Annotated in this window: 22 protein-coding genes and 2 pseudogenes; 16 read left to right on the top strand and 8 right to left on the bottom strand. The window is 63.5% G+C overall.

Features of this window, described 5'->3' with window-relative positions; genetic code table 11:
• The first annotated feature begins 42 nt into the window (after window positions 1–42).
• From SLT36_RS28545 to SLT36_RS28515, 7 genes are all read left to right on the top strand, one after another.
• Window positions 43–474 (top strand): GlcG/HbpS family heme-binding protein, encoded by a 432-nt coding sequence (locus SLT36_RS28545; protein ID WP_432288999.1) that lies wholly within the window; start codon window positions 43–45, stop codon window positions 472–474.
• 164 nt (window positions 475–638) lie between these two features.
• Window positions 639–1,727, top strand: coding sequence for an NAD/NADP octopine/nopaline dehydrogenase family protein (locus tag SLT36_RS28540; RefSeq protein WP_432288997.1), 1,089 nt, complete (start codon window positions 639–641; stop codon window positions 1,725–1,727).
• Entirely contained in the window at window positions 1,724–2,611 is an 888-nt protein-coding gene (locus tag SLT36_RS28535; protein ID WP_263005315.1) for a dipicolinate synthase subunit DpsA, read from the top strand. The genes SLT36_RS28540 and SLT36_RS28535 overlap by 4 nt, the downstream gene beginning before the upstream one ends.
• Entirely contained in the window at window positions 2,611–3,957 is a 1,347-nt protein-coding gene (locus SLT36_RS28530) for a dihydroorotase (protein WP_309402599.1), read from the top strand. Before SLT36_RS28535 ends, SLT36_RS28530 begins: the two co-directional genes overlap by 1 nt.
• The gene (locus tag SLT36_RS28525; protein WP_067967491.1) at window positions 3,954–4,637 is read left to right on the top strand and encodes a resolvase; all 684 of its coding nucleotides are present in this window, start codon (window positions 3,954–3,956) and stop codon (window positions 4,635–4,637) included. Before SLT36_RS28530 ends, SLT36_RS28525 begins: the two co-directional genes overlap by 4 nt.
• A 2-nt stretch (window positions 4,638–4,639) precedes the next feature.
• Complete coding sequence (locus SLT36_RS28520) at window positions 4,640–4,837, top strand: 2-hydroxymuconate tautomerase (protein ID WP_018431063.1); 198 nt, start codon at window positions 4,640–4,642, stop codon at window positions 4,835–4,837.
• Complete coding sequence (locus SLT36_RS28515) at window positions 4,837–5,826, top strand: isochorismatase family protein (RefSeq protein ID WP_182576175.1); 990 nt, start codon at window positions 4,837–4,839, stop codon at window positions 5,824–5,826. The genes SLT36_RS28520 and SLT36_RS28515 overlap by 1 nt, the downstream gene beginning before the upstream one ends.
• 76 nt (window positions 5,827–5,902) lie before the next feature.
• Here the strand turns inward: SLT36_RS28515 and SLT36_RS28510 are convergent, their stop codons facing one another.
• Entirely contained in the window at window positions 5,903–7,255 is a 1,353-nt protein-coding gene (locus tag SLT36_RS28510) for a cytosine deaminase (RefSeq protein ID WP_432288996.1), read from the bottom strand.
• Between the two features lie 250 nt (window positions 7,256–7,505).
• Here SLT36_RS28510 and SLT36_RS28505 point away from each other — a divergent pair, with 250 nt between their 5' ends.
• From SLT36_RS28505 to SLT36_RS28465, 9 genes and pseudogenes are all read left to right on the top strand, one after another.
• Entirely contained in the window at window positions 7,506–8,249 is a 744-nt protein-coding gene (locus tag SLT36_RS28505; RefSeq protein ID WP_432288994.1) for a GntR family transcriptional regulator, read from the top strand.
• A gap of 25 nt (window positions 8,250–8,274) precedes the next feature.
• Window positions 8,275–8,742 carry a RidA family protein gene (locus SLT36_RS28500; RefSeq protein WP_432288992.1) on the top strand — a complete coding sequence of 156 codons (468 nt, stop codon included), beginning with the start codon at window positions 8,275–8,277 and terminating at the stop codon, window positions 8,740–8,742.
• A 2-nt stretch (window positions 8,743–8,744) separates the two neighbouring features.
• Window positions 8,745–9,743 carry a CobW family GTP-binding protein gene (locus tag SLT36_RS28495; RefSeq protein ID WP_432288991.1) on the top strand — a complete coding sequence of 333 codons (999 nt, stop codon included), beginning with the start codon at window positions 8,745–8,747 and terminating at the stop codon, window positions 9,741–9,743.
• A 344-nt stretch (window positions 9,744–10,087) separates the two neighbouring features.
• Window positions 10,088–11,080 (top strand): ABC transporter substrate-binding protein, encoded by a 993-nt coding sequence (locus SLT36_RS28490; protein ID WP_432288989.1) that lies wholly within the window; start codon window positions 10,088–10,090, stop codon window positions 11,078–11,080.
• Window positions 11,081–11,144: 64 nt separating this feature from the next.
• Complete coding sequence (locus SLT36_RS28485) at window positions 11,145–11,918, top strand: ABC transporter permease (RefSeq protein ID WP_067968434.1); 774 nt, start codon at window positions 11,145–11,147, stop codon at window positions 11,916–11,918.
• 71 nt (window positions 11,919–11,989) lie between these two features.
• A complete protein-coding gene (locus SLT36_RS28480) occupies window positions 11,990–12,790 on the top strand; it encodes an ABC transporter ATP-binding protein (RefSeq protein ID WP_432288987.1) in 801 nt (266 codons plus the stop codon).
• Between the two features lie 201 nt (window positions 12,791–12,991).
• Window positions 12,992–14,127, top strand: a pseudogene (locus SLT36_RS28475) (Re/Si-specific NAD(P)(+) transhydrogenase subunit alpha); the annotation flags it as partial.
• 225 nt (window positions 14,128–14,352) lie between these two features.
• On the top strand, window positions 14,353–14,775 hold the full coding sequence (locus SLT36_RS28470; protein ID WP_432288986.1) for a proton-translocating transhydrogenase family protein: 423 nt from the start codon (window positions 14,353–14,355) through the stop codon (window positions 14,773–14,775).
• A 1-nt stretch (window position 14,776) separates the two neighbouring features.
• Window positions 14,777–16,171 (top strand): annotated as a pseudogene (locus tag SLT36_RS28465) (NAD(P)(+) transhydrogenase (Re/Si-specific) subunit beta).
• 99 nt (window positions 16,172–16,270) lie between these two features.
• Here SLT36_RS28465 and SLT36_RS28460 read toward each other — a convergent pair.
• The 7 genes from SLT36_RS28460 to SLT36_RS28430 form a co-directional block, all read right to left on the bottom strand.
• The gene (locus SLT36_RS28460) at window positions 16,271–17,509 is read right to left on the bottom strand and encodes a phenylacetate--CoA ligase family protein (protein ID WP_432288984.1); all 1,239 of its coding nucleotides are present in this window, start codon (window positions 17,507–17,509) and stop codon (window positions 16,271–16,273) included.
• 47 nt (window positions 17,510–17,556) lie between these two features.
• On the bottom strand, window positions 17,557–18,393 hold the full coding sequence (locus SLT36_RS28455) for an ABC transporter ATP-binding protein (protein ID WP_182574300.1): 837 nt from the start codon (window positions 18,391–18,393) through the stop codon (window positions 17,557–17,559).
• A gap of 62 nt (window positions 18,394–18,455) precedes the next feature.
• Complete coding sequence (locus SLT36_RS28450; RefSeq protein ID WP_432288982.1) at window positions 18,456–19,784, bottom strand: ABC transporter substrate-binding protein; 1,329 nt, start codon at window positions 19,782–19,784, stop codon at window positions 18,456–18,458.
• A 47-nt stretch (window positions 19,785–19,831) separates the two neighbouring features.
• Window positions 19,832–20,908, bottom strand: a complete 1,077-nt coding sequence (locus SLT36_RS28445) for a branched-chain amino acid ABC transporter permease (protein ID WP_067967530.1) — start codon at window positions 20,906–20,908, stop codon at window positions 19,832–19,834.
• Between the two features lie 4 nt (window positions 20,909–20,912).
• Entirely contained in the window at window positions 20,913–21,887 is a 975-nt protein-coding gene (locus tag SLT36_RS28440) for a branched-chain amino acid ABC transporter permease (protein WP_432288980.1), read from the bottom strand.
• Window positions 21,888–21,989: 102 nt separating this feature from the next.
• Entirely contained in the window at window positions 21,990–22,769 is a 780-nt protein-coding gene (locus SLT36_RS28435; protein ID WP_432288979.1) for an ABC transporter ATP-binding protein, read from the bottom strand.
• A complete protein-coding gene (locus tag SLT36_RS28430; RefSeq protein ID WP_432289226.1) occupies window positions 22,766–24,652 on the bottom strand; it encodes an AMP-binding protein in 1,887 nt (628 codons plus the stop codon). Before SLT36_RS28430 ends, SLT36_RS28435 begins: the two co-directional genes overlap by 4 nt.
• Window positions 24,653–24,797: the final 145 nt, after the last annotated feature.

The raw sequence follows: 24,797 nt of genomic DNA, 5'->3' as shown, positions 1-24,797 counted from the left end.
CAGCGGCGCTGCACGCCCCCACGAATCCCAAAGGAGAAAGACATGACCGACCTGACACTCGCTGCCGCCAATACCATCATCGCGGCGGCCCTCGCCAAGGGCGCGGTCGCCAGGATGAAACCTTTGACGGTCGCCGTGCTTGATGCCGGCGGCCATCTCAAGGCATTTCAGAAGCAGGATGGGGCTTCGATGCTGCGCTACGAGATCGCTTCCGGCAAGGCCTATGGCGCGCTCGCTGTCGGCATGGGTTCGCGCTGGCTCGACCAGACGGCGAAGGAGCGGCCGCACTTCATGGAAGGCCTCAACGCCGTCTCCGGCGGCCGCATCGTGCCGGTGCCCGGCGGTGTGCTGATCCGCGACCAGGCGGGCAAACTCATCGGCGCGGTCGGCATCACGGGCGATACGTCAGACAATGACGAACTCGCGGCAATCGCAGGTATCGAGGCGGCGGGGCTCAGGCATCAGGCAGCTTGAACAGCGGGAAGCACATTCTTCCGCTTGACAATTCTTGGTGTGATCATAAAGTGTGATCAAACTGGTTGGTGGTTATCAATTGGCGCGAGGCGCGGGGAGGAGTACCCGTTCCGAGCATGAGGTCGTGCGGCCGGCAAGCCGTAGCTCGGCCCCCGGAGGAGAGAATGAAAGTTGCAGTATTAGGAGCGGGTGCGGGCGGTGCAGCCTCGGTCGCAGAGTTGGTCCAGGCGGGGCACGATGTGCATTTCTGGGCGCGGTCGGCGGAGACGTTGGAGCCGCATATCAAGCTGGGCGGCGTCGCTTATGAAGGCAAGCTCGGCGAGGGCGTGGCGAAGCCGGCGCTGATTACCACCGATCTCAAGGCAGCGATCGATGGCGTCGATGTCGCGGTCGTCGTCCTGCCGACCTTTTCGCACTCGGCGATCGCATCGGCGCTGGCCGCTGCCGGCTGGTCGTCGACCAGGCCGGTCGTGCTCAACCCTGGCCACACCGGCGGCGCGCTGGAATTCGCCGAGACTTTTTCGCGTACCGGCCGTGCGGCTCCCCCCGTCGTCGAGTTCTCGACGCTGACCTATGTCGCGCGCAAATACCGTCCCGATGGCGTGACCGTGTCCGGCCGCGCCAAGCAGCTCAAGGCAGCAGCTCTGAAGGGCGGTTCCGAAGTGCTGGAGATCGCCGGCAAGCTCTATCCGGGCCTGACCCCTGTTGCCGACGTGATCGCGTCGGACCTGTCCAACGTCAACATGGTCCTGCATCCACCCGGCGCGGTACTGGCGGCGGCCTGGGTCGAGGCGACCGGTGGCAACTTCACCTTCTATGTCGACGCCATGACACCTGGCGTTGCCCGCGTCATGAAGCAGCTCGACGACGAGCGTCTGGCGGTCGCCAAAGCCTTCGGGCATGATCTGCCCAATCTGGTCGAAGAGATGAAGCTGCTCGGCACGGTCGAGGCTGAGGTAACGGACACCAGCGATTTCCGCGCCGCGATTGCGGGCGGCGAGGCCAATAAACGCATCAAAGGCCCTGACTCGCTGGAATACCGCTACTACAAGGAGGATTTCGGCCACGGACTGCTGCCGTTCCTCGAATTTGCCCGCATTGCCGGCGTCGACACGCCCGTGGCGCATTCTCTCTACAGCCTGGCGCAGATCGCCGTCGGCACCGACTATCGCAAGGGCGGCCGCACCGCCGAGGCGATGGGCATTGCCGGCATGTCCAGGGATCAGGTCATTCAGAAGGTCAGGGCGAAATGAGCTGGAACAACACTGTCATCGCCGTCGTCGCTGGTGACGCCCGCGAACAGGAAATCGCCCGCTGCGCCGTGCGCGCCGGCGCCACCGTCCGGGCCTTTGGCTTTCCCTGGCCGGGGGAAGGTATCGAGGGCGTCTACCATGCCAGGGATGCAGCGGATGCGCTGAAGGGGGCCGACATCGCCCTGTTCCCGATTCCCGGCATCACCGCGGAGGGTGCCCTGTTTGCGCCGAAGTGTCCTGACAAGATCATCCCGACTCGCGACATGCTGGCCGGTATGCACAAGCCTGGCCACATCATCCTCGGCTGGGCCGATGGCAATCTGAAGGGGCATTGCGAAGCGCTTGGCATTACCCTGCACGAGTATGAATGGGACGTCGACCTGATGCTGCTGCGCGGCCCGGCGATCGTCGAGGGCGTGCTCAAGGTGATCATCGAGAACACTGAGATTACCATCCACAAGTCAAATATCTGCCTGGTTGGGCAGGGCACCATCGGCTCGCTTTTGACCAACACGCTGGTAGCGCTCGGCGCCCACGTCCATGTCGCGGCGCGCAACCCGGTTCAGCGTGCGGCGGCCTATGCGGCGGGCGCGGAATCGCTGACGCTCGAACAGTTGCCCGAGTTCCTGCCCAGGATGGATATCGTCATCGGCAGCGTGCCGAAGCGGTTGCTCGACCGCGACCAGCTCAAGCTGCTGCCCAAGCATGCGCTGCTGGTCGACGTCGCGGCCCCGCCCGGCACCATCGACAGGGAGGCCGCCGCCGAGCTCGGGCTGAAGGCGATCTGGGCCCGTGGCATGGGCGCACGCGCGCCGATCACCGTCGGCCGCAGTCAGTGGAGCGGCATCTCGAGACGCATCGAAGGCATACTGGAGCAGAAGTGATGAAGGCGGATCTGGTCATCAAGAACGCGCGGGTGGTTCGCCACGACGGCGAATTTCACGGCGGCGTCGCGGTCAAGGACGGCAAGATCGTGCTGACCGGCGCCGACGAGGTGCTGCCGGACGCGACCCGCACCATCGACGCCGAGGGCAAGGTGCTGATGCCCGGCCTGATCGATCCGCACTGCCATCTGGGCGTGAAGTTCCCCTATCCAGAGGATATGCGCACCGAGACGGCGGCCGCGGCTTCAGGCGGCGTCACCACGGCGCTGCTCTACATCCGCAACCTCAAGGAATCCTACCTGCCGTTCTACGAGGAGCGGAAGGCGCTGGGCGAGGAGAACTCGGTCATCGATTTCGGCTTCCACTTCGGCATCCAGCGCGAGGAGCACATTGCCGAGATCCCTGAGATCGTCGCCAAGACCGGCGTGAAGTCGTTCAAGTGCTATTTCGGCTATGAGCCCGACAATCCGATCGGCATCGTGCCGGCGACGGACGGCTGGGTCTATGCCGCAATGCGCATCCTGTCGAAGATCCCCGGCGGCGTCATCAACGTCCATTGCGAGAACACCCAGATCGCCTCGTGGATCAAGAAGGAGATCGCCGCGACCGGCCGTCAGGACCTCGGCGCCTACACGGAATCGCGCCCGGCCTTCTGCGAGGTCGAGACGATCAGACGCATGATCTTCCTCGCCGAAAAGACCGGCTGCTCGCTGCATCTGGTGCATACCTCGGTCGGCATGGGCCCGGTGCTGGCTGCCGAAGCGCAGGCGCGCGGCGTGCATGTCACCGTCGAGACCTGCCCGCACTATCTGACGCGCACCTGCTATGACGAGGATCTGGACATGCGCGCCAAGATCTCACCGCCGCTGCGCGACCGCAACGAGCTCGAAGGCCTGTGGGCCGGCATGCTCAACGGCTCGGTCTACAGCCTCGGCACCGACCACGTGCCGTTCCTGCCCAAGAAGCTCGAGGACTTGTGGACGGAATTCCCCGGCGTCGTCAGCTTCCCGTGGGAGCTGTCGCTGATGCTCCATTTCGGCGTGCACCAGCGTGGGCTGCCGCTCAGCCGCCTGGTCGCGCTCAATTCATTCAACCCGGCGCGGCGCTTCGGCCTTTGGCCGCGCAAGGGCCATATCGACGTCGGCTTCGATGCCGACCTCGTGCTGGTTGATCTCGACGAGGAGCGTACTGTCGAGCACACCGGCAAGGGCACCTGCATCTATGAGGGCTGGAAGCTCAAGGGCTGGCCGGTGATGACGATCGCCCGCGGCGACGTGGTCTACGAAAATGGCGTGGTTGCCGACAGCCACTATGGTCGCGGCCGCTGCGTGACGGTGCCGTCATGACCCAAGGGGTCTCCGATCATCTCGACCTGGCCGGTCGCATTTCGCTGACACCGGCGCGTCTGCCGGTGCGTGAGGCGGTCGACAGGATCGTCGCCCGCAAGTCGACGATCCGCCAGGAGAGGCTGTCGGGGATCCACAATCCATGGGGCCATTGCATCGGCCTGACCGATCCGTGGAGCTTTCTCGACCTGTGCGAGAGCGCTCTCGTGATCGATGCCGCGAAGACGGTCATCGGGCCGGATGTCATCCTCTGGGACAGCGAGTTTTTTCCCGAGGCAGGCCGTTACGGCGAGTTTGTCGGCGAGGGTCGCGAAGGTCGCTACTGGCCGGTGACGCCGCTGGCTGGCGCCGTGGTGCTGGTGGCCGTCGGCAGGAAAACCCCGGAGGTCAGGGCAGTCGGGCTGGAGGAAATAGGTTCCGACGTGCTCGCGAGCTTTGATGCTTCGGAGCCGCTCTATGTCGTCAGGCTGATGCCTGCGACGAGCCGCTTCGAGCGCGATCCAAACCATGCGGCCAACCGCGCCTGCATGGAAGAGCAGGTGCTGGTCAACTATTCCAACCGCCCGCTGTGGCTGCTCTCGGGCACCGACCGGGCCAACAACGATCTGGTTTCGGGCTTTGCGCCCGCCGTGCCTGTCTGGGCCTCCGGCGCCATGCCCAGCGAAAGAGAGGAGAAATAACAATGCCGTTCGTCGTCGTAGAGATGTGGGAGGGGCGCACTGTCGAGCAGAAGCGCAACCTCGTGAAAGCCATTACCAAGGCCATGGTCGAGGAAGCCGCCTGCAAGCCGGATCACCTGCATGTGGTGATCCATGAGACGCCCAAGGACAGCTGGGGTCGCGGCGGCGTGCTCGGCATCGACATGGTGGAGCACAAGTGATGGGTCTCGACGTTCTCGATTATCGCAAGTCGGCGCTGCTGGTCATCGACCTGCAAAACGCCTTCATCCACGAGAAGGGCACGCTTGGTGTTTCCGGCGTCGACACCAAGCGCCTGTCGGCGATCGTGCCGCCGCTAGCGAAGTTGATCAAGCGCTGCCAGGACACCGGCATCCCGGTCATCTGGACGATGCAGGAGCACTTCGCGGTCGACCAGAACCGCGCCAAGAAGAAGCTGCTTGGCCATACAGCGCGCCGCAAGCAGGTGTCGGCGCTGGCCGGCAGCTGGGACGAGCAGATCATCGACGAGCTGAAGCCGCTGGCCGATTTCGATCCGGCCTTCGTCATCCGCAAGCACCGCTTCGGCGCCTTCTACGAGACGCGCCTCGAAATGATGCTGAAGATGCTCGGCACCCAGCACCTGTTTGTCACCGGTGCGACCACCAACGCCTGCGTCGAGACCTCGATCCGCGAGGCCTATCTGCGTGACCTCGACGTTATTGCGGTCGATGACTGCGTGTCGGGCGTCAATGCCGAATGGGAAGCGACCGCCAAGCAGGTCTGGAAGCAGTATTTCTGCGAGATCGCCCACTCGTCCGAGGTCCTCGACTGGATCGGCGAGCAGGTCAAGCCGCGTGTCACCAACTATGGCCACCAGCTGATCATGGTCAACGACATCGACACCTCGGTGGCCTTCTACACCAACCAGCTCGGCTTCACGATCCGTCCGGCCAAGCCGCTGGCCGACGGCCGTCCGTTCACCGCCTTCCACCAGGGCATTGCGCTGATCCACGGCAAGGCTTCGGACCACCGCCAGCTCGATCACATCGCCTTCGAGGTCAACGATGTGCGCGCCATGGATGCCAGGCTGAAAAAGGCCGGGGTGAAGTACTACACCGACCTGCATGATGGACCCTATGGCCTGACCATCTACATCGCCGACCCCGACGGCACCAAGGTCGAGCTCTACCAGGTCGGCGCCACTGCCTGATCCGCTCGTGTATAGTGATGTAAAAAGGCCGCCGGATTTCGGCGGCCTTTTTCTTGGTCGCTGACGTCGTCCCTACTCAGCCGAGCGTCAGGCCTTCAAGCCCGTCGAGTTCGGCGTAGGAAGGCAGTAAGGTCGAAATCGGTGTTCCATTGCGGATGACGATGCGGTTGCTCTCCGCGCGCGAAAGCACCTCCGACCAGCTGCGGCCTTCATAGAGAATGAAATCAGCGGGTTGCCCATTGGCGATGCCGCCCTTGGCTCCGAGACCCATGACCTCGGCCGGGGTCGTGGTCACGGCCCTGATCCAGTCGCCGCTCGGGTGGTCGAGATGCAGCACGCGCGTGCCCAGGCGGAACGTGTCGAGCATGTCGAGATCGCCGTAGGAATGGAACGGGTCGCGCGTGTTGTCGGAGGCGAGCGCCACAGGGATGCCACGCTTTTTCATCTCATGCAGCAAGGTCACGCCGCGCCATCTCGGGGTCGCGTCATTGCGGCGGTCCTGCAGATAGAGGTTGCAGGTCGGCAGCGCCACGACGGCAAGGCTTGCGGTCGCGACCGTGTCCAGCGTAGCATCGACGATTGCCTGATCCTGCACCGCCAGCGAACAGCAATGTCCGACCAGCACATTGCCGACAAAGGATGCGCGGAGCTTGGCCTCGGCGATGCGCCGAAGCGCGTCGGCTGTTGGGTCGGAGGTCTCGTCGGCATGGAAGTCGAGATCCAGGCCAGTCCTGGCCGCGGCAGCAAACATGCGGTCGAGCAGGTCGTCGATGTCGGGAGCAGGATAGGCAACCGCCCCAAGTATGCCGCCGGCGGCAGCCACCCGCCTGGCCATGCCGTCGAGGAAGGCATCGTCGCGAGCCATGTCGATGGGAAACAGGCAGGAGGCCTGCAGGTCGATGCGACCGCGCCAATGCTGCCGGAGTTCCGTGAACACCGGCCAGGAAATGGCGTCCTGCGGCGGCTGCGAGTCGATGTGGGTGCGTATCGCCGAGGTGCCGTGGTGGAAAGCCGAGCGCAAGGCGAAGTCCATGCGCTTGAAGACATCCGCGGCAGACCAGTTGGCGGTCCGGTCGGCGCGCGTTGCGGCCAAGGCGCCCTCGAAGGTCCCGTTGGCTGAGGGCGTGCGTGGCAGGATGTGGCCCTTGTCGAGATGGGTATGGCAATCGACGAAGGCGGGCAGCGCGACGCGTCCGCCGGCGTCGATCGCCAACAGGCCGTTGTCGCTTGTTTCAATGGGTTTGCCGGGTGCTGGAGTTGTTGCCAAGATCCTGCCGTGCTCTACAGTCAGGTCAGCAAGAAAGAACCCAGCGGCATCCATGGCACTCCAGTTTGTCACCGCACTGTTGAGACGCACATTGCGCAGCACGTACCGGTTCAGCTTGGCGCCGCTGGCGAGTTGTTCGCGCAATGCAAGCTGTGCAGTCATGGACGGACTCCCTAGGGGCTGATGATGCCTCGGTGCTTCAGGCGCTCGGGGTGTTTGTTGGCGAACGAGCCGGGCACATAAAGGTTGCCGTTTCGGCAAAGATCATTTATTGATCACAATATGAGATCACAGATTGCGGCCTGTCAACTTCTGCCCCCGGCCGGCGACTGTCTGCGGCAAGCTCGCCGCCTGACGCCGTTCCTCGTACAGCGCAATTCTTGAGGAACCTTGCGAGCGGCGGAGAAACAGAATGCGGATAGATAAGCCTGAGGACGCCAGCAACGGCGGTACCGAAACTGTCAAGAAGGAGCGTGGCCATGTCCACGGGCATGTGCTGCGCTACATGCGCCGCGGCTTGATGGTCGGTGCCTTCCTGCCCGGCCAGGTGATGAGCCTGCGCAAGCTGGCGGCGGGCTTCGGCACCAGTCCCATGCCGGTACGCGAAGTGCTGAGCCGCCTGGTTGCGGCAAATGCGCTCGAGGAAACCAAGGGCGGTTCGGTGCGCGTGCCCAGGCTGAGCCCGGAAAAACTAAGCGACCTGTTTGCCGTGCGCGAGATGCTCGAAGGAATGGCGGCCGAGCTTGCCGCCAAGAGGGCGACGCCGGCCCTGATCAGCGAACTCGCCGCGATCAACAAGCAGCTTCTGGTGGCGATCGAAAAGCGCGACATTCTCAACTGCCTTTCCTTCAACCAGAAATTCCATTTCACGCTCTATGAGGCGGCCGCGTCCGATGTGCTGATGCCGCTGATCGAGTCGCTGTGGCTGCAGTTCGGCCCGACAATGTACATGTCCTTGCTGATCCCCTCGATGCCGTGGAACGCCTCGGACCATGAGGACATTCTTGGTGCGCTGAAAGACGGTAATGCCGCCGCTGCCAAGAAGGGCATCGTCCACGACATCCGCACCACCTGCAAGGCATTGCTCAGCGTCGCCGGTGCGCAGGGCATCGAGCTGCCCTTCGCGCAAGGGGCGGACCTGCAATTCGATTACTGACATTACGATCTGGGAGGATCCCGCCATGGTGGGCAAAGTTGAACGAAATCTTGCGCGACTCGGCATCAGCTTGCCGGCAACCGTGGCGCCTGCCGCCAACTACGTGCCGGCCCGTCGGCTGGGCAACCAGGTCTATGTCTCGGGCCAGGTTCCTGCCGAAGGCGGCAAGGACAAGTTTACCGGCAAGCTCGGCTCCGATTTCACCGTCGAGGAGGGCCAGGCAGCCGCGCGGCTCTGCGCCGTAAACATCCTGGCACAGCTCAAGCAGGCGCTCGACGGCGATCTCGACCGCGTCGTAGGGGTCATACGTCTTGGCGGCTTCGTTAATGCCGAGCCCGACTTCAGGGATCATCCCAAGGTCATCAACGGTGCCTCCGACCTGATGGTCGAGGTGTTCGGCGAGGCTGGCCGTCATGCCCGTGCTGCCGTCGGTTGCTACTCGCTGCCGCGCAATGTGCCTGTCGAAGTGGATGCCATATTCGAGGTCAACTGACCATGTTGCCTGCCGCTGCGACGACTGACGACAGAATCCCGGTTCATGTGCTGACCGGGTTCCTGGGCAGCGGCAAGACGACCTTCCTCAGGCATCTTCTGGGTGAGCCTGAGCTTGCCGACACGGCCGTGATCATCAACGAGTTCGGCGAAGTCGGGCTCGACCATCTTTTGGTGCGCGAGGTTTCCGAAGACGCCGTGCTGTTGTCTTCGGGCTGCCTGTGCTGCGCCGTGCGCGATGATCTCGTATCCACTCTGGCGGACCTTCTGGCGATGGTCCGTCGTGGCGAGGTGGCGCCGTTCCGCCGGGTCGTGGTGGAGACCACGGGCCTCGCCGATCCCGCACCGATCATGCAGGCGGTGATGAGCGACATAAAGCTCCGCCGCGGCTATCGGGCGGGCAGTATCGTTGCCACCGTCGACGGCGTCAGCGGCGCCAACAGCATCGGCAGTTTTGCCGAGGCCGTCCAGCAGGTTGCGCTCGCCGACTGCGTGGTGATCACCAAGTCAGACCTTGTCGAACCATGGCGGCTGGATGCGCTTGGCCAGGAGGTGGGCAAGCTGAACCCGCAGGTTCGCCAGCTTGTTTCCAGTCGCAGTTCCATGCCCGGCGCCGGCGATATCTTCCGTTACGACGAGGACTGGGAACCGCGTCACTTCGAGATGGCCGAAACGCCGATGGCGGGGCAGCACAGCGATGGCATCGAGACCTTTGCCGTCGAGATCGACAGGGAGGTCGACTGGCCGGCCTTTGTCGACTGGCTCGAGCTGCTGCTTGCCGGCCGGGGTCAATCGATCCTTCGGGTCAAAGGGTTGCTGGCGGTCAAGGGTGATCCCCGGCCGGTCATCATCCACGGTGTCCAGCACGTCGTCTACCCGCCCGAATATTTGCCGCGCTGGCCGCAGGATGCGGCGCGCGGCTGGCTGGTGTTCATTGCCCGCAACCTGAGCCGAAGCGCCATCGAACGCTCATTGCCGAGCACCTTCGCCGCTGCGAACTGACTGCAGTCGTTTCGCATTTTTCAGGCAATTCCAGGACGTTCATTGATCTGTGATCGCGCTCGCCCGGCAACGGGCGGGGTTGCGTCGTCTCGACGCGTGGTGAATCCGCCAGCAATTTCCGATGCTTGCCGCTAAGGCAGGAGGTTCACGCCGAGACATTGATCGAACACGCGAATTCGTGCGCCGCTTCACCCGATTCATCGCTTGACAATCATAAAATGTGATCACACTATGAGATCAAGAATGAGGATTGAGAGCGAAAGCTGTCGCGCCTCGTTCCGGGGAGAGAGGCAGGCCTTCGGGCCATAGGGGCGCCCGCAAGGTGCTCGTTAGGGAGGAGAGAAATGTTGTACGCCACAGGTCTCATTCGCGGCACGGCGCTCATCGCCACGGCTGCTGTCGCCACCGTTCTTGCCAGCCACAGCGCCATGGCGGAAGACGTCAACGTCCGCTTCAGCTGGAAGCTGAAGGGCGAGTATGGCTTCTTCTATCTCGGTGAGCAGAAGGGTCTCTACAAGGATGCCGGCGTGACGCTGAAGCTCGGCGAAGGTGCGGGCTCGCAGGCAGCACTTGGTTCGCTGATCCAGGGCCAGGAAGACGCCGTCATCCTGCCTGGCATATTCGCCATCTCGGCGATCCAGAAGGGCATGCCGGTCAAGATCATCGCGCTCTACCAGCCTGAATCGCCGATCGCGCTGATCTCGCATCCCGACAAGGCGGTGACGGCCCCGAAGGATCTTGAGGGCAAGACGATTGCCCACGCCGTCGGCGAAACCGGCACTTCCTATCTCGGCGCCTTCTGCGAGATCAACAAGATCGACTGCAGCAAGGTCTCGAAGGTCCAGATGGACTCGCAATCGCGCGTGCCGCAGTTCCTGCAGAAGCAGGTCGACGTCGTCAGCGTCTACAAGACCAACGACCTGCCGGTGCTCGAGGACAAGACCGGCCAGAAATTCCCGACCCTTGACCTGACCGAGTTCGGCCTGGCCGTGCCCGGCATGGCGGTTGTCGCCAGCGATGACGGCATTGCCAAGAAGGGCCCGGCGCTCAGGAGCTTCCTCGCCGCCAACGCCAAGGCGATCGAGATGACGAAAGCCGATCCGGCCGCCGCCACCGCTGCGCTCAAGGCTGTCTGGCAGGCTGGTCCTTCCGACAAGGTGGTGCAGCAGCAGATCGAGGCAACCTCGGCATCGATCCATTCGCCAGCCGGTACACCGATCGGCCACATCGACGAGAAGGCGATTGCTGATGCCATCAAGCTGATCGGCAGCGTCGAGGAAATCGGCGACGCCAAGCCGATGTCGTCCTTTTATACCAATGAACTTCTGACGCAGTGAGGCTACGGTGGCGAGCACGGATGTAATCGGCGCCGCTCAGGCGCAGAAGAAGCAAGGCAAGGGCATGAGCAGGAAAAAATCACGTGGGCCATGGCTGGAGCGCTATTCGGCGCTGATCCTGGCGGTTGTGCTGCTTGGCGCCTGGCAGGTGCTGGTCCCGCTTTCCGGGCTTTCGGAGTTCGTTCTGCCGACGCCGCTGGCAATCGCCACACGGATCGTCAACGAGATCCCTCTGCTCGCCACCCACGCCTATGTCACGCTGTTCGAAGTCGTCGCAGGCTTTGCCATGGGCGTCATGATCGGCATCCCGCTGGCGCTGGCGATCTTTTACTCCAGGGCTTTCGAGCGTGCGATCTACCCGATCCTGGTGGCATTGCAGACGGTGCCCAAGGTGGCGCTGGCGCCGCTGCTTGTGCTTTATCTCGGCTATGGCTGGGCGCCCAAGATCACGCTGGCCTTCCTGATCTCGTTCTTCCCGATCGTCATCTCGACGGTCGTCGGCCTGCAGTCGCTCGACAAGAACCTGGTCAACCTGGTCCGCTCGATGGGCGCCAGCGAATGGCAGACCTTCTTCAAGGTCCGTCTGCCGGCAGCTCTGCCCAACATCTTCGGCGGCTTCAAGGTTGCGGTGTCGCTGGCGGTGATCGGTGCAGTCATCGGCGAATATGTCGCTGCCGAACGTGGCCTCGGCTATCTGCAGCTGCAAGCCAACTCGCTGTTCGACACGACGCTCAACTTCGCCACAGTGGTGACGATCTCCGGCCTCGGCGTGATGCTCTACTTCATCATCGACACCATCGAAGCCCGCGTCACCTACAAGCGCGACGCTGCCAAATAGCCAGGCCGCAAGTAATCAGTTCGGCCGCCTGTGCGGCCGAACAACGACAACAGCTTCAGTGAGGCAATCCCATGAGTGCCACTACCCAGATGGGCGCGGCGGTCGACATTTCGCGGCTTTCCAAAATCTACAAGACACGCGAGGACGATGACGTCCTTGCCCTCGACAAGATCGATCTCAAGATCGAACCCGGCAGCTTCGTTGCCGTCGTCGGTCCCAGCGGTTGCGGCAAGAGCACGCTGCTGTCGCTTCTCGCCGGCCTGACGCCTGCCTCGACGGGCAGCATCGCCATTGACGGCGACGGCGTCAGCCGGCCGCATCCGAAGACCGGCGTGGTCTTCCAGTCGGATCTTCTGCTCTACTGGCGCACGGTGCTCGACAATATCCTGCTGCCGATCGAAATCAAGAAGCTCGACGTCGCCGAGTACCGGGCGCGCGCCGAAGAATTGCTTGCCCAGGTCGGGCTCGAAGGCTTCGGCAACAAGTACCCTTCGGAACTCTCCGGCGGCATGCGCCAGCGCGTGGCGATCTGCCGAGCGCTGATCCAGGAGCCGGGCCTGCTTCTGATGGACGAGCCCTTCGGCGCGCTCGACGCACTGACCCGCGAACAGATGATCATGGATCTGCAGTCGATGTGGCTGCGCCTGCGCAATACGGTGCTGTTCATCACGCACGGCATCGACGAGGCCGTGTTCCTCGCCGACCGCGTCCTGGTGATGTCGCCCCGTCCGGGCCGCGTCGACCTCGACCTCAAGATCGACCTGCCCAGGCCGCGCCAGTGGAGCAAGACTCACGAGGACAAGGACTACCACGCCTATGTCCGGCAGATCCGGGCGATCTTCGAGGCCAAGGGCATTCTTGTCGCCCACTAGACCAGCAGTCCGAAAATCGGAAGTGATTTTCGGATAGGATCAGCACGGCGCCTAAGCTCTGCTGCATCCTTGGCGCCTCCTTATGGACGCGCGGCTCTCTAGTCGGTTCGGCCGATCCGCAAAATCGGCGAATACTGCAGTAACGGCATCAACGCCGCCGGGAGGCTTCCCGGCGGGCGAACATTTGCGCGGAGACCTCGGATGTCCGGGACGATATTCATACCCAGAGAGTTGGATGCGATTGAGAGCCGTGTGGGTGCTTCACCGGATACGGTGAAACGCCTTGTGGGTCTTGGCTTCGAGGTTGTTGTCGAGACGGGTGCAGGCACCTTGTCGCGCATTCCCGATGCCGATTATGCGGCGGTGGGGGCTGTCATCGGCAAGGCCGGTGATGCCGCCAAGGCCGATGTGGTGCTCAAGGTGCGCCGTCCCTCGGAGGCCGAGGTCAAGGGCTACAAGCCGGGCGCTGCCGTGCTTGCCACCATGGATCCTTATGGCAACGAGGCCGGTGTGGCGGCGATGGCCAAGGCGGGGGTGACGGCGTTTGCCATGGAGTTCATGCCGCGCATCACCCGAGCTCAGGTGATGGACGTGTTGTCGTCGCAGGCAAATCTCGCCGGCTATCAGGCGGTCATCGACGGTGCTGCCGAATATGATCGGGCGCTGCCGATGATGATGACGGCAGCCGGCACGGTTCCTGCTGCCAAGGTGTTTCATCATGGGCGTCGGCGTTGCCGGCCTGCAGGCGATCGCCACCGCACGCCGCATGGGCGCGATCGTGACGGCCACCGACGTGCGTCCGGCTGTCAAGGAGCAGGTCGCCTCGCTCGGCGCCAAGTTCCTCGCCGTCGAGGACGAGGAGTTCAAGGCCCGAAAAACCGCAGGCGGTTACGCCAAGGAGATGTCCAAGGAGTACCAGGCCAAGCAGGCGGCGCTGACTGCCGAGCACATCGCCAAGCAGGACATCGTGATTACCACGGCACTCATCCCGGGCCGTCCGGCGCCGAAGCTGGTGTCGGCGGCTATGGTCGCCTTGATGAAGCCGGGTTCGGTGCTTGTCGACCTCGCCGTCGAGCGCGGCGGCAATGTCGAGGGTGCGGTGCCGGGCAAGGTCGTCACGTCAGCCAATGGGGCAAAGATCGTCGGCCATCTCAACGTGCCGGGCCGGGTCGCGGCGTCCGCCTCGCTGCTTTACGCCAAGAACCTGTTCGCCTTCCTCGAGACCATGGTCGACAAGGCCACCAAGCAGATCGCCATCAACCGCGACGACGAGCTGGTCAAGGCGACCATGCTGACCGATGGCGGCAAGGTGGTGCATCCGAACTTCGCCAATGCTGCAGCGGTTGCCGCGGCGGACAAGCCAAAGCCGATCGTGGCCGGCCAGAACCGCGGCGACGACCCGGCGAGCGATAGTGCTGCACCTGCCAAGGCAGCGGCAAAGAAGCCGGCCGCCGCCAAGCGGACAAATCGGCGGCTGCGAAAAAGCCCGCTGCCCAAAAAGCCACTGCCAAGAAGTCGGCGCCAAGCGCCGGCGCGAAGACATCATCTGAGGGAGACGCGTGATGGAAGGTCTTCAGAAAGCCCTCGACCAGCTCGACCAGGCGGTTGCCGCCGTCCGGCTCGGCGTCCAGGATCTCGCCACATCTGAAGGTGCGGCCGAAGCTGCCGGCAATGCGGCACATGCCGTGTCAGGCGGGGCGATCGACCCGTTCGTGTTCCGCTTCGCCATCTTCGTTTTGGCGATCTTCGTCGGCTATTACGTCGTCTGGTCGGTGACGCCGGCCCTGCACACGCCGCTGATGGCCGTCACCAACGCGATCTCCTCGGTCATCGTCGTCGGTGCGCTGCTCGCCGTCGGCATCGCCGCTTCCGGCCTTGCCACCGGCTTCGGCTTCGTCGCCCTGGTGCTGGCCTCGGTCAACATCTTCGGCGGCTTCCTCGTCACCCAGCGCATGCTGGCGATGTACAAGAAGAAGGACAAGTGACGTGACCCTGAACCTTGCTTCCTTCCTCTATCTCGTCTCCGGCATCCTGTTCATCCTGGCGCTGCGTGGCCTGTCGCATCCGACCACCAGCCGCAAGGGCAACACCTACGGCATGGTCGGCATGGGCATCGCCATCGTGACCACGCTGGCGCTGGCCAAGCCCTCTGCCGGCGGCCTCGGCCTGATCGTGCTCGGCCTCGTCATCGGCGGCGGCGTCGGTGCGGTCACCGCCCGGCGCATCGCCATGACCTCGATGCCGCAGCTGGTCGCTGCCTTCCACAGCCTCGTCGGTCTGGCCGCCGTGATGGTCGCAGCCGCAGCCATCTATGCACCCGAAAGCTTCGGCATCGGTGCCGTCGGCGCCATCCACGGCCAGGCGCTTGTCGAGATGAGCCTTGGCGTTGCCATCGGCGCCATCACCTTCACCGGCTCGGTCATCGCCTTCCTCAAGCTCGATGGCCGCATGTCGGGCAAGCCGATCATGCTGCCGGCCGCCACCTGATCAACGCAGCCCTCGGCATCGGCCTGGTCGTGCTGATCGTGCTGTTGGTCACCACCCAGTCGACGACCATCTTCTGGCTGATCGTGGCATTGTCGCTTGTGCTCGGCGTGCTCCTGATCATCCCGATCGGCGGCGCCGACATGCCTGTCGTGGTGTCGATGCTCAACTCCTATTCGGGCTGGGCAGCTGCGGCACACGGCTTCACGCTGGGCAATCTCGCGCTGATCATCACCGGTGCGCTGGTCGGCTCGTCCGGTGCGATCCTGTCCTACATCATGTGCAAGGGCATGAACCGCTCGTTCATCTCGGTCATATTGGGCGGCTTTGGCGGCGAGACGGCGGCAGCTGTCGACGATGGCATCCAGCGCACGGTCAAGACAGGTGCCGCTGACGCGCCGCTATCTGATGATGAACGCCCAGAAGGTCATCATCGTGCCGGGCTACGGCATGGCTGTGGCCCAGGCCCAGCATGCGCTGCGCGAGATGGCCGACAAGCTCAAGGCCAATGGCGTGGAAGTCAAATACGCCATCCACCCGGTCGCCGGCCGCATGCCCGGTCACATGAACGTGCTGCTCGCCGAGGCCAACGTGCCTTATGACGAGGTCTTCGAGCTCGAAGACATCAACTCGGAGTTCTCGCAGGCCGACGTCGCTTATGTCATCGGCGCCAACGACGTCACCAACCCGTCGGCACGTGACGACAAAAGCTCGCCGATCTATGGCATGCCGATCCTCGACGTCGACAAGGCCCGCACCTGCCTGTTCGTCAAGCGCAGCCTCGGCTCCGGCTATGCCGGCATCGACAACACGCTGTTCTACAAGGACGGCACCATGATGCTGCTCGGCGACGCCAAGAAGATGACCGAAGAAATCGTCAAGGCCATGGATCACTGAGACAACACATCAGCCCATCCACACCCTGACAAACAAAAGCCCGGCAACGCCCGGGCTTCTTTCTACAGACGGTGGTTGCTGGCGAGCTTCTGCCTTGGATTATTCGATCGGCCGCTCGTCGGCGATGACCTTGCCGTCATTGGGCAAGGTGCCGGGGGCGACGATTTCGACGCCGCCGCGCATCTTGGTCGCTGCCTGCAAAGCCGCCTCGAGTTCTGCTTGCAGCCCGCCGTTGGCTGAACCGGCTTCGGCCTTCAGCAGCATGACGTCCTGTTCGGCCTGGCGACTGACGACGAGGCGAAGCCGGCCAAGGGCGGGGAATTTTCTTCCTATGGCGGCGATCTGGGCCGGGTCGACGAACATGCCCTTGATCTTGGTGCGCTGGTCGGCGCGACCCATCCAGCCGGCGAGCCGCATGTTGGTGCGGCCGCAGGCGCTCGGGCCGGGCAGGACACGCGACAGGTCGCCTGTGCCGAAACGCAGCAGCGGGTATTCCGGGCTGAGCCGTGTCACGACGACTTCGCCGACGTCGCCATCTGGGACAGTCTCGTTGGTGCCCGGGCGCACGATCTCGACGATCAGGCCTTCGTTGACGACAAGGCCCGAGCGCGCCGCCGTTTCATAGGCGGCGACGCCGAGTTCGGCGGTGGCGTAGGCTTGGTAGGCGTCGATGCCGGCGTTGACGATCTCCTGCTGCAGCGTGGCCGGAAACGCTGCGCCCGAAACCAGCGCGTGGCGGAACGGGCTGGCGGCTCCTGATGCCGCCACGCGGTCGAGCAGGATCTTGAGAAAATCCGGCGTGCCGATGTAGCCGGTGGGCTTCAGCACTGTGATCGCCTCGACCTGTTGTTCGGTGTTGCCGACACCAGCGGGGATCACTGCGCAGCCGAGCGCGTGTGCGCCGGCTTCCATCATGTGTCCGCCTGGGGTCAGGTGGTAGCTGAAGGCGTTGTGGACAACGTCTTCTCCACGCATGCCCGAGGCGAACAGGGCGCGGGCTGAGCCCCACCAGTCGTCGCCGCGCCCCTCCGGATCGAAGATCGGTCCGGGGGAAACGAGCAGGCGCTTGAGTGCGCCGGGCCTGGTGGGCGTGAGGCCGGCGAAAGGCGGGTTCTCGGTCTGCAAGGCAAGCAGCTCGCTTTTGCGGATAACCGGCACTTGCTGCAGGGCAGTGCGGTCGATGAGCCTGTCAGGCGCAATCCCCTCGAGCTGCCGGCGCAGGGCCGGCGTCGCGGACAGCGCGGCGTCGACAAGCGAACGCAGCCGGGCAAAAAGTGCCGCCTCGCGGGCCGCAGGATCCTGGGTTTCCCCGGCATCGTAATATGCGTTCGTCACCATGGTTCACCTGGAGTTTGAACAAGGGGCAGGGCGCCGTCGGGAACAGGTCACGCCAGCCAGCGCTTGCGCCGCTTGTAGCTCTTGACCTCGCGGAACGACTTGCGGCCTTCGCCGCCAATGCCGAGGTAGAATTCCTTGACGTCTTCGTTGTCGCGCAGGGAAGCGGCGTCGCCATCCATGACGATGCGGCCGGTCTCCATGATGTAGCCATAGGTGGCGTATTTCAGCGCCATGTTGGTGTTTTGCTCGGCCACCAGGAACGACACGCCCTGCTTGCTGTTCAGATCCTTGACGATCTCGAAGATCTCGTCGACCACCTGCGGCGCCAACCCCATCGACGGCTCGTCGAGCAGGATCATCTTGGGCCGGCTCATCATGGCGCGGCCGATGGCGCACATCTGCTGCTCGCCGCCCGAGGTATAGCCGGCCATCGATGAGCGGCGCTGCTTCAGCCTGGGGAAATAGTCGTAGATCATGTCGAGATCGTCGCGGATGGCACGGTTGCCGTCGCGACGCGTGAAGGCGCCGGTGAGCAGGTTTTCCTCGATCGACAGATGGCCGAAGCAGTGGCGTCCCTCCATCACCTGAATGCAGCCGCGCCGCACAAGTTCGTTTGGGCTTAGTCGGTCGACGCGGTCGCCGTCGAACTCGATCGAGCCCTTGGTGACTTCGCCGCGCTCGGCCCTGAGCAGGTTGGAGATCGCCTTGAGCGTCGTCGTCTTGCCGGCGCCGTTGGCCCCGAGGATGGCGACGATGCCGCCCTGCGGCACATCAAGCGACACGCCCTTGAGGACGAGGATGACGTGATCGTAGATCACCTCGATATTGTTGACCGACAGCATCGGCCGGGCCGGCTCGACCGCTTTGGAAGCATGTTCAGACATCAGCAAGCTCCGGGGCATCGTCCCTTCCCCACGTGGGGAAGGGACCGGGTTCGGGGTGAGCCTCAGGAGGCGTCGCAGGCCTCGGAACGGGCCGGCCATGGCGCGTTCTTCTCGGCATAGGCCTTGGCGTCGGCATCGAGCAGCGGACCGACCTTGTCGCTCAGAGGGGCGATGTAGTCGGACACCTTTTCATAGGTGGTGCCGTTCCAGCTCTGGACGAAGGTCGAGAAGTGACCGTTGTGATCGGCGCAGGAGAGCTTGACCGCACCGGTGAAGCCTTCGAGGCCGATTTCCTTGAGCCGGGCGTCGTCGATGTTGAGGCCCTCAAGACCGCGGCGTACGTCCTCGCCGGTGACGACCTTGTTGCCGGTGATTTCCTGGGCTCTGCGGATCGCCTCGGCAATCAGCATCGAATTGTAGATGCCGCGGTTGTAGAGAACCTGGCCGACCTTGTCCTTGCCCGAGACCTGGCTCTTGCCGGCGTCGACGACGTGCTTCTGGATATCGGCAAGCAGCGGGAAGTCTGTGCCCACGGCATGCCAGTTCAGCGTCTTGAAGCCCTTTGCGCCATCGCCGGCGCCCTTGGCGTCATCCTCGCTTGGCCACCAGATCGAGATGAACTTCTCCATCGGGTAGTTGGTCTTGACAGCTTCCTTGACGGCGGTGGCGTTGAGCGCGCCCCAGCCATAGAGGATCATGTAGTCAGGCTTGTCGCGGCGGACGCTCAGCCATTGCGACGACTGGTTCTGCATGTCGGCGGCTGCAACCGGATACAGCTTGGCTTCGAACCCGAGTTCCTTCGACAGCTGCTCGATCAGCGGCAGCGGCTCGCGGCCGAAGCTGGCGTCGAGATAGATGTAACCGATCTTCTTGCCCTTGAGCTTCTCTATGCCGCCGCCTTCCTGCGTCGCGATGTATTGCAGGATCTGGGTGAAGCCGTCCCAGTAAGTCGCTGGCGGGTTGAAGATCCAGGGGAAGGTGTCGCCCTTGGCCGAGGCCGACAAGCCGTAGGCCATCGACAGCACGGGAATCTTGTCCACGGCTGCCTTGGGGATCAGCGGCAGGGTGATGCCGGTCGACCACGGATTGACGATGACCGGCTTCTTGGGCTTCACCGATTCATAACATTCGAGGCCCTTCTTGGTGTCGTAGCCGGTCTCGCATTCCTCGACGATCAGCTTGACGCCGCCGATGCCGCCATCGCGCTCGTTGAGTAGCGTCAGGTAGTCGTGCATGCCGTTGGCGATCGGCGTGCCGGAGCCGGCGAACGGGCCGGTGCGGTAGGTGAACAGCGGCACGTAGATCGAGTCCTCGGCCTGCGCGTCGTGGACGGCCGGCAAGGTCAGTGCTGCTGTTGCGGAAAGTGCGTATAACCAGTTCTTGAGTGACATGACGTTCTCCTCCCTACTTGTTTGCATTTCCGTCTTGTGGGCAGCCCCTAGTAAGGGAAGGGCCACACACGAAGCTTCTGCTTGGCGATCTGCCAGAGCCGCGCGAGGCCGTGCGGTTCGACGATCAGGAAAAAGATGATGAGGGCACCGACGATCAGATAGGTCAGGTGCTCGACGGTCGCGGCTGCGATCGGCAGGCCGAGCGCCTCGGGAAGCCCGCGGATGACGATCGGCAGGATGTGGATGAGGGCGGCGCCGAAGAAGCTGCCGATCATCGAGCCAAGGCCGCCGATGATGACCATGAACAACAGCAGGAACGACAGCTTGATGTCGAAGGCCGACGGCTCGGCGGCGCCGAGCCACAGGAACACCATCAGCGCGCCCGAGACGCCGCAATAGAAGGATGACACGGCGAAGGCCAACAGCTTTGCCGGCAGCAGGCGGATGCCCATCAGTTGGGCGGCGATGTCCATGTCCCGCACTGCCATCCAGGTGCGGCCGATCCGACCGTGAACGATGTTGGAGGCAAGTAGGGTCATGACCACGACGATGACGAGCACGACCAGATAGCGTGTCACCGGCGTGGCCGACGGGCCGGTGATGGCGAGGCCGAACAAGGTGCGCGCCGGCACCTCGATGGCGCCTGACGGATTGTCGTTGTAGAGCCAGCTGATGCGGACGAAGCACCATTGCAGGAAGAACTGTGCGGCGAGCGTCGCGACCGCGAGATAGAAGCCCTTGATACGCAGCGACGGCAGGCCGAACAGCACGCCGATGCCGGCTGCGAAGAAGCCCGAGCAGAGAATCCAGACCAGGATGTTGACGCCCGGAAAGATCGTCGAAAGCTTGTAGGCGGCATAGGCGCCGACGCCCATGAAGGCTGCCGAGCCCAGGGACAACAGGCCGGTGTAGCCGACGAGGATGTTGAGCCCGATCGCGCCGAGCGACAGGATCAGAAACGGCACCATCACCGAAGCGAGCAGGAACTCGTTGCCGAACAAAGGCACGACGACGAAGGCAACGAGCAGGATGGCGGCCAGGCCCAGCCTGTCCTGCAGGATCGGGAACACCGCCTGGTCGGCCGCGTAGCTTTGTTTGAACTGGCCCGTCTCGCGATAGAACATGGTGTCAGATCCGCTCGATTATCTTGTCGCCGAACAGGCCTTGCGGCCGGTACAGCAGGAACAGCAGGGCGATGGCATAGGCGAACCAGCTTTCGATGCCGCCGCCGAGCAAAGGCCCCCAGTAGAACTCGCCGAGTTTCTCGCCGATGCCGATGATCAGGCCGCCGACGATCGCGCCGGGCACCGAGGTCAGTCCACCCAGCACCAGAACGGGGAGCGCCTTGAGGGCCACGATCTCGAGCGCGAAGGAGACGTCGGAGCGGGCACCCCACATGATGCCGGTCACCAGCGCGACCAGGCCTGCGGCGAACCAGACGATGACCCAGATCTGGTTGAGCGAAATGCCGACCGAAAGTGCTGCCTTGTGACTGTCGGCAACGGCACGCAACGCCCGGCCGATGCGGGTCTTCTGGAAGAACAGGGCGAGCCCGACGATCATCGCTGACGCGATGATCGCGGCGGCGATGTCGATCTTCTGGAAACTGACGAGGCCGCCGAGCATCTCGACGTCGACCGAACCGCTGGGCAGGAACAGTTCGCTTGTTATCATCTGCTTGGGGTCGCCGCCGAACACCATCTCGCCGAGGCCGATCAGCACATAGGTGATGCCGAAGGTCGCCATGAACAGGATGATGTCGGGCTGGTTGACCAACGGCCTGAGCACGACACGTTCGACCAGCATCGCCAGCACGAACATCACGCCCGCGGTCAGGATCAGCGCGACGAACGCGGCAGTGTGGCCCGAGAAGCCTGCGGCCGAGAACTTCTCGTAGAAACCGACGAGGGTGAGCGCCGAAAACACCACCATGATGCCCTGGGCAAAATTGAACACGCCCGAGGCCTTGAAGATCAGCACGAAGCCAAGCGCGATCAGCGCATAGAGCACGCCCGAGACCAGCCCTTCCCACAGGGTTTGCACCAGCAGGTCGGGCATCTGCACCATCTGGACGAAGGGGTCGATGAAGATGTTGTAGAGCATCTGTTACCCCTCAGCCGAGCCGGCAGATGGCGCGAGCCGGCCGGCATGTCGTGCGTCTCGTGTTCATGCGGAATTTCTCTCTTCCACCAGACTGCTGCATGCTCAGTGCCCCACGCCGAGATAGGCTTCGATGACCTTCGGGTCGGCCTTGACCACGTCGGGCGTGCCGTCGGCGATCTTGTGCCCGTATTCGAGCACCACCACGCGATCGGACAGGTCCATCACCACGCCCATGTCGTGTTCGATGAGAGCGATGGTGGTGCCGAAATGCTTGTTGAGGTCGAGGATATAGCGGCACATGTCCTCCTTCTCCTCGATGTTCATGCCGGCCATCGGCTCGTCGAGCAGCAGGAGCTCCGGCTCCATCGCAAGCGCCCGGCCGAGCTCGACGCGCTTCTGCAGGCCGTAGGGCAGTTTGCCGACAGGCGTCTTGCGGATCGACTCGATCTGCAGGAAGTCGATGATGTCCTCGACCACGCGGCGGTGTTCGATCTCCTCGCGCATCGCTGGCCCGTAACGCAGCATCTGCCAGAACAGGCCGCGGTGCATTTTCAGCGTGCGGCCGACCATGATGTTGTCGAGCGTGGTCATACCCTTGAACAGCGCCACGTTCTGGAACGTGCGGGCGATGCCCTGGCTCGCTGCCTGGTAGGGCCGCATGCGCGGACGGGTCTTTCCCTTGTAGGTGATGCGGCCGTGCTGGGGGTGATAGAAGCCGTTGACGACATTCAGCATCGAGGTCTTGCCGGCACCGTTGGGACCGATGATGGCGCGGATCTCGCCCTTGCGGATGTCGAAGGAGACGTCGGTGATGGCTTTCACCCCGCCGAACGACAAGGATACGCCATCGATCGCCAGCAAAGTTTCCGATGTCGCGGTCATGCGGCGGCCTCGAGCTTTGCGGTTGGCATCGCCTTGGTGTCGGCGATGCGGACCCGGGCCGAGATCACGCCCTTGCGACCGTCTTCGAAGGTCACTTCGGTCGAGATGTCGGCAGCGTCGGCACCGTTGTAGAGCGCGTCGACCAGCGGCTTGTAGCGTTCGGCGATGAAGCCGCGCCGCACCTTCTGGGTGCGGGTCATCTCGCCGTCGTCGGCGTCGAGTTCCTTGTGCAGGATCAGGAAGCGATGGATCTGGGCGGCAGCCATGCGCGGCTCGGCCGCGAGCGCGCGGTTGACCTCGGCGACATGCTCGATGAACATCGCATAGACCTCGGGCCGCTGTGCCAGTTCCTGATACGAGCCGTAGGCGATGTTCTTGCGCTCGGCCCAGTTGCCGACCGCCGTGAGGTCGATGTTGAGCATCACGGTGACGAAGTCGCGGTCCTGGCCGAAGGCCACGGCTTCCTTGATGTTGGGGAAGAATTTCAGCTTGTTTTCGATGTATTTCGGCGCAAACAGCGCACCCGACCTCAGTTTGCCGACATCCTTGGCCCGGTCGATGATGTTGAGGTGGCCGTCGGGGTCGAAGAAGCCGGCGTCGCCCGTCTTCACATAGCCATCTGACGTCACCGTTTCGGCCGTCTTTTCCGCGTCCTTGTAATAGCCGACGAATTGGCCCGGCGAGCGGTAGAGCACCTCCCCGTCGTCGGTGATACGGATGTCGACATTGGGTGTTGCCGGCCCGACAGTGCCCGCACGGATCTGCCCGTCCGGCTGCGCGGTGACATAAAGGAATGCTTCGGTCTGGCCATAGAGCTGCTTCAGGTTGAGGCCGAGCGAGCGATAGAACGAAAACAGATCCGGGCCGATCGCCTCGCCGGCAGTGTAGGCGACCCGGATGCGAGAAAAGCCGAGTACGTTCTTCAGCGGCGCGTAGACCAGCAGGTTGCCGATGGCATAGCCGAGGCGAGCACGAAGCGGGACGTCCTTGCCGTCGAGGATCTGTTCGCCCCAGCGTTTGGCTATGCCGATGAAGTAGTTGAACATCGAGCGCTTCAGCGCGCCGGCATCTTCCATGCGGATGGTGATGCGGGTCAGCAGGGTTTCAAACACGCGTGGCGGCGCGAAATAGAAGCTCGGGCCGATCTCCTGGGTATCCGCCTCGGCGGTCTCGCGACTTTCGGGACAGGCGATGCAGAAACCCGCGACCAGCGACTGTGCATAGTTGAGATAGTGGTCGCCGACCCATGCCAGCGGCAGGTAGGCAAGCACCTCGTCGCGGTCGGTCAGCTTGTCGAAGGTGACGGTATCGCGCGCCGCCGCAATCGAGCCGCCGGCAGTCAGCAGCACGCCCTTGGAGCGACCTGTCGTGCCCGAGGTGTAGAGGATGATCGAGATGTCGCTGGCCTGACCATGATCGCGCTCGGCGTCGATCGCGGCGCGCGCAGTGGCGTCGGAAGCCAACAGGGCACGGCCGTTTGCTATGATGGTGTCGATAGCGTGAAGCCGGCTGTGATCATAATCGCGCAGGCCGCGCGGCTCGTCATAAAGCACGGTGCGGAGCTTGGGCACACGATCTTGGACCGAGATCAGCTTGTCGACCTGCTCCTGGTCCTGCACCGCCGCAAATGCGACGTCGGCATGGTCGAGCACATAAGCCATCTCGTCGGCAACTGCGTCGGCGTAGACAGGGACAGGGATGGCGCCCAGCCACTGCGCGGCGAGAATGGTCCAGTACATGGCCGGCCGGTTTTCGCCGATGACCGCGATGGTCGCGCCGCGCTGGAGACCCAACTGCTGCAGGCCTGCAGCGTAGGCGCGAATTGTTTCGGCCAGTTCGCTCCAGCTCCACGTCCGCCAGATGCCAAGATCCTTGTGGCGCATCGCCGGACGGTCTGGCCGCACTTGTGCGTGCTCGCACAACAGCTTGGCAAACGTGTCGTGTCCGCGCGTCTCGCTCCCTTGTGCCAAAGGCACGCCTCCCGTTTCGTTCCCTCGTATGCCGCCGGGTATTCCCGGTCGTTGCATC

The sequence above is a fragment of the Aminobacter sp. BA135 genome (assembly GCF_050859125.1).
GTDB classification, from domain to species: domain Bacteria; phylum Pseudomonadota; class Alphaproteobacteria; order Rhizobiales; family Rhizobiaceae; genus Aminobacter; species Aminobacter ciceronei.
This window is presented reverse-complemented; position numbering and strand designations above follow the sequence as displayed.

Excerpts from the sequence above, each read along its gene's own strand:
- SLT36_RS28545 (WP_432288999.1), top strand. The coding sequence starts at position 43 with ATGACCGACCTGACACTCGCTGCCGCCAATACCATCATCGCGGCGGCC.
- SLT36_RS28540 (WP_432288997.1), top strand. The coding sequence starts at position 639 with ATGAAAGTTGCAGTATTAGGAGCGGGTGCGGGCGGTGCAGCCTCGGTC.
- SLT36_RS28535 (WP_263005315.1), top strand. The coding sequence starts at position 1,724 with ATGAGCTGGAACAACACTGTCATCGCCGTCGTCGCTGGTGACGCCCGC.
- SLT36_RS28530 (WP_309402599.1), top strand. The coding sequence starts at position 2,611 with ATGAAGGCGGATCTGGTCATCAAGAACGCGCGGGTGGTTCGCCACGAC.
- SLT36_RS28525 (WP_067967491.1), top strand. The coding sequence starts at position 3,954 with ATGACCCAAGGGGTCTCCGATCATCTCGACCTGGCCGGTCGCATTTCG.
- SLT36_RS28520 (WP_018431063.1), top strand. The coding sequence starts at position 4,640 with ATGCCGTTCGTCGTCGTAGAGATGTGGGAGGGGCGCACTGTCGAGCAG.
- SLT36_RS28515 (WP_182576175.1), top strand. The coding sequence starts at position 4,837 with ATGGGTCTCGACGTTCTCGATTATCGCAAGTCGGCGCTGCTGGTCATC.
- SLT36_RS28510 (WP_432288996.1), bottom strand. The coding sequence starts at position 7,255 with ATGACTGCACAGCTTGCATTGCGCGAACAACTCGCCAGCGGCGCCAAG.
- SLT36_RS28505 (WP_432288994.1), top strand. The coding sequence starts at position 7,506 with ATGCGGATAGATAAGCCTGAGGACGCCAGCAACGGCGGTACCGAAACT.
- SLT36_RS28500 (WP_432288992.1), top strand. The coding sequence starts at position 8,275 with ATGGTGGGCAAAGTTGAACGAAATCTTGCGCGACTCGGCATCAGCTTG.
- SLT36_RS28495 (WP_432288991.1), top strand. The coding sequence starts at position 8,745 with ATGTTGCCTGCCGCTGCGACGACTGACGACAGAATCCCGGTTCATGTG.
- SLT36_RS28490 (WP_432288989.1), top strand. The coding sequence starts at position 10,088 with ATGTTGTACGCCACAGGTCTCATTCGCGGCACGGCGCTCATCGCCACG.
- SLT36_RS28485 (WP_067968434.1), top strand. The coding sequence starts at position 11,145 with ATGAGCAGGAAAAAATCACGTGGGCCATGGCTGGAGCGCTATTCGGCG.
- SLT36_RS28480 (WP_432288987.1), top strand. The coding sequence starts at position 11,990 with ATGAGTGCCACTACCCAGATGGGCGCGGCGGTCGACATTTCGCGGCTT.
- SLT36_RS28470 (WP_432288986.1), top strand. The coding sequence starts at position 14,353 with ATGGAAGGTCTTCAGAAAGCCCTCGACCAGCTCGACCAGGCGGTTGCC.
- SLT36_RS28460 (WP_432288984.1), bottom strand. The coding sequence starts at position 17,509 with ATGGTGACGAACGCATATTACGATGCCGGGGAAACCCAGGATCCTGCG.
- SLT36_RS28455 (WP_182574300.1), bottom strand. The coding sequence starts at position 18,393 with ATGTCTGAACATGCTTCCAAAGCGGTCGAGCCGGCCCGGCCGATGCTG.
- SLT36_RS28450 (WP_432288982.1), bottom strand. The coding sequence starts at position 19,784 with ATGTCACTCAAGAACTGGTTATACGCACTTTCCGCAACAGCAGCACTG.
- SLT36_RS28445 (WP_067967530.1), bottom strand. The coding sequence starts at position 20,908 with ATGTTCTATCGCGAGACGGGCCAGTTCAAACAAAGCTACGCGGCCGAC.
- SLT36_RS28440 (WP_432288980.1), bottom strand. The coding sequence starts at position 21,887 with ATGCTCTACAACATCTTCATCGACCCCTTCGTCCAGATGGTGCAGATG.
- SLT36_RS28435 (WP_432288979.1), bottom strand. The coding sequence starts at position 22,769 with ATGACCGCGACATCGGAAACTTTGCTGGCGATCGATGGCGTATCCTTG.
- SLT36_RS28430 (WP_432289226.1), bottom strand. The coding sequence starts at position 24,652 with ATGCGCCACAAGGATCTTGGCATCTGGCGGACGTGGAGCTGGAGCGAA.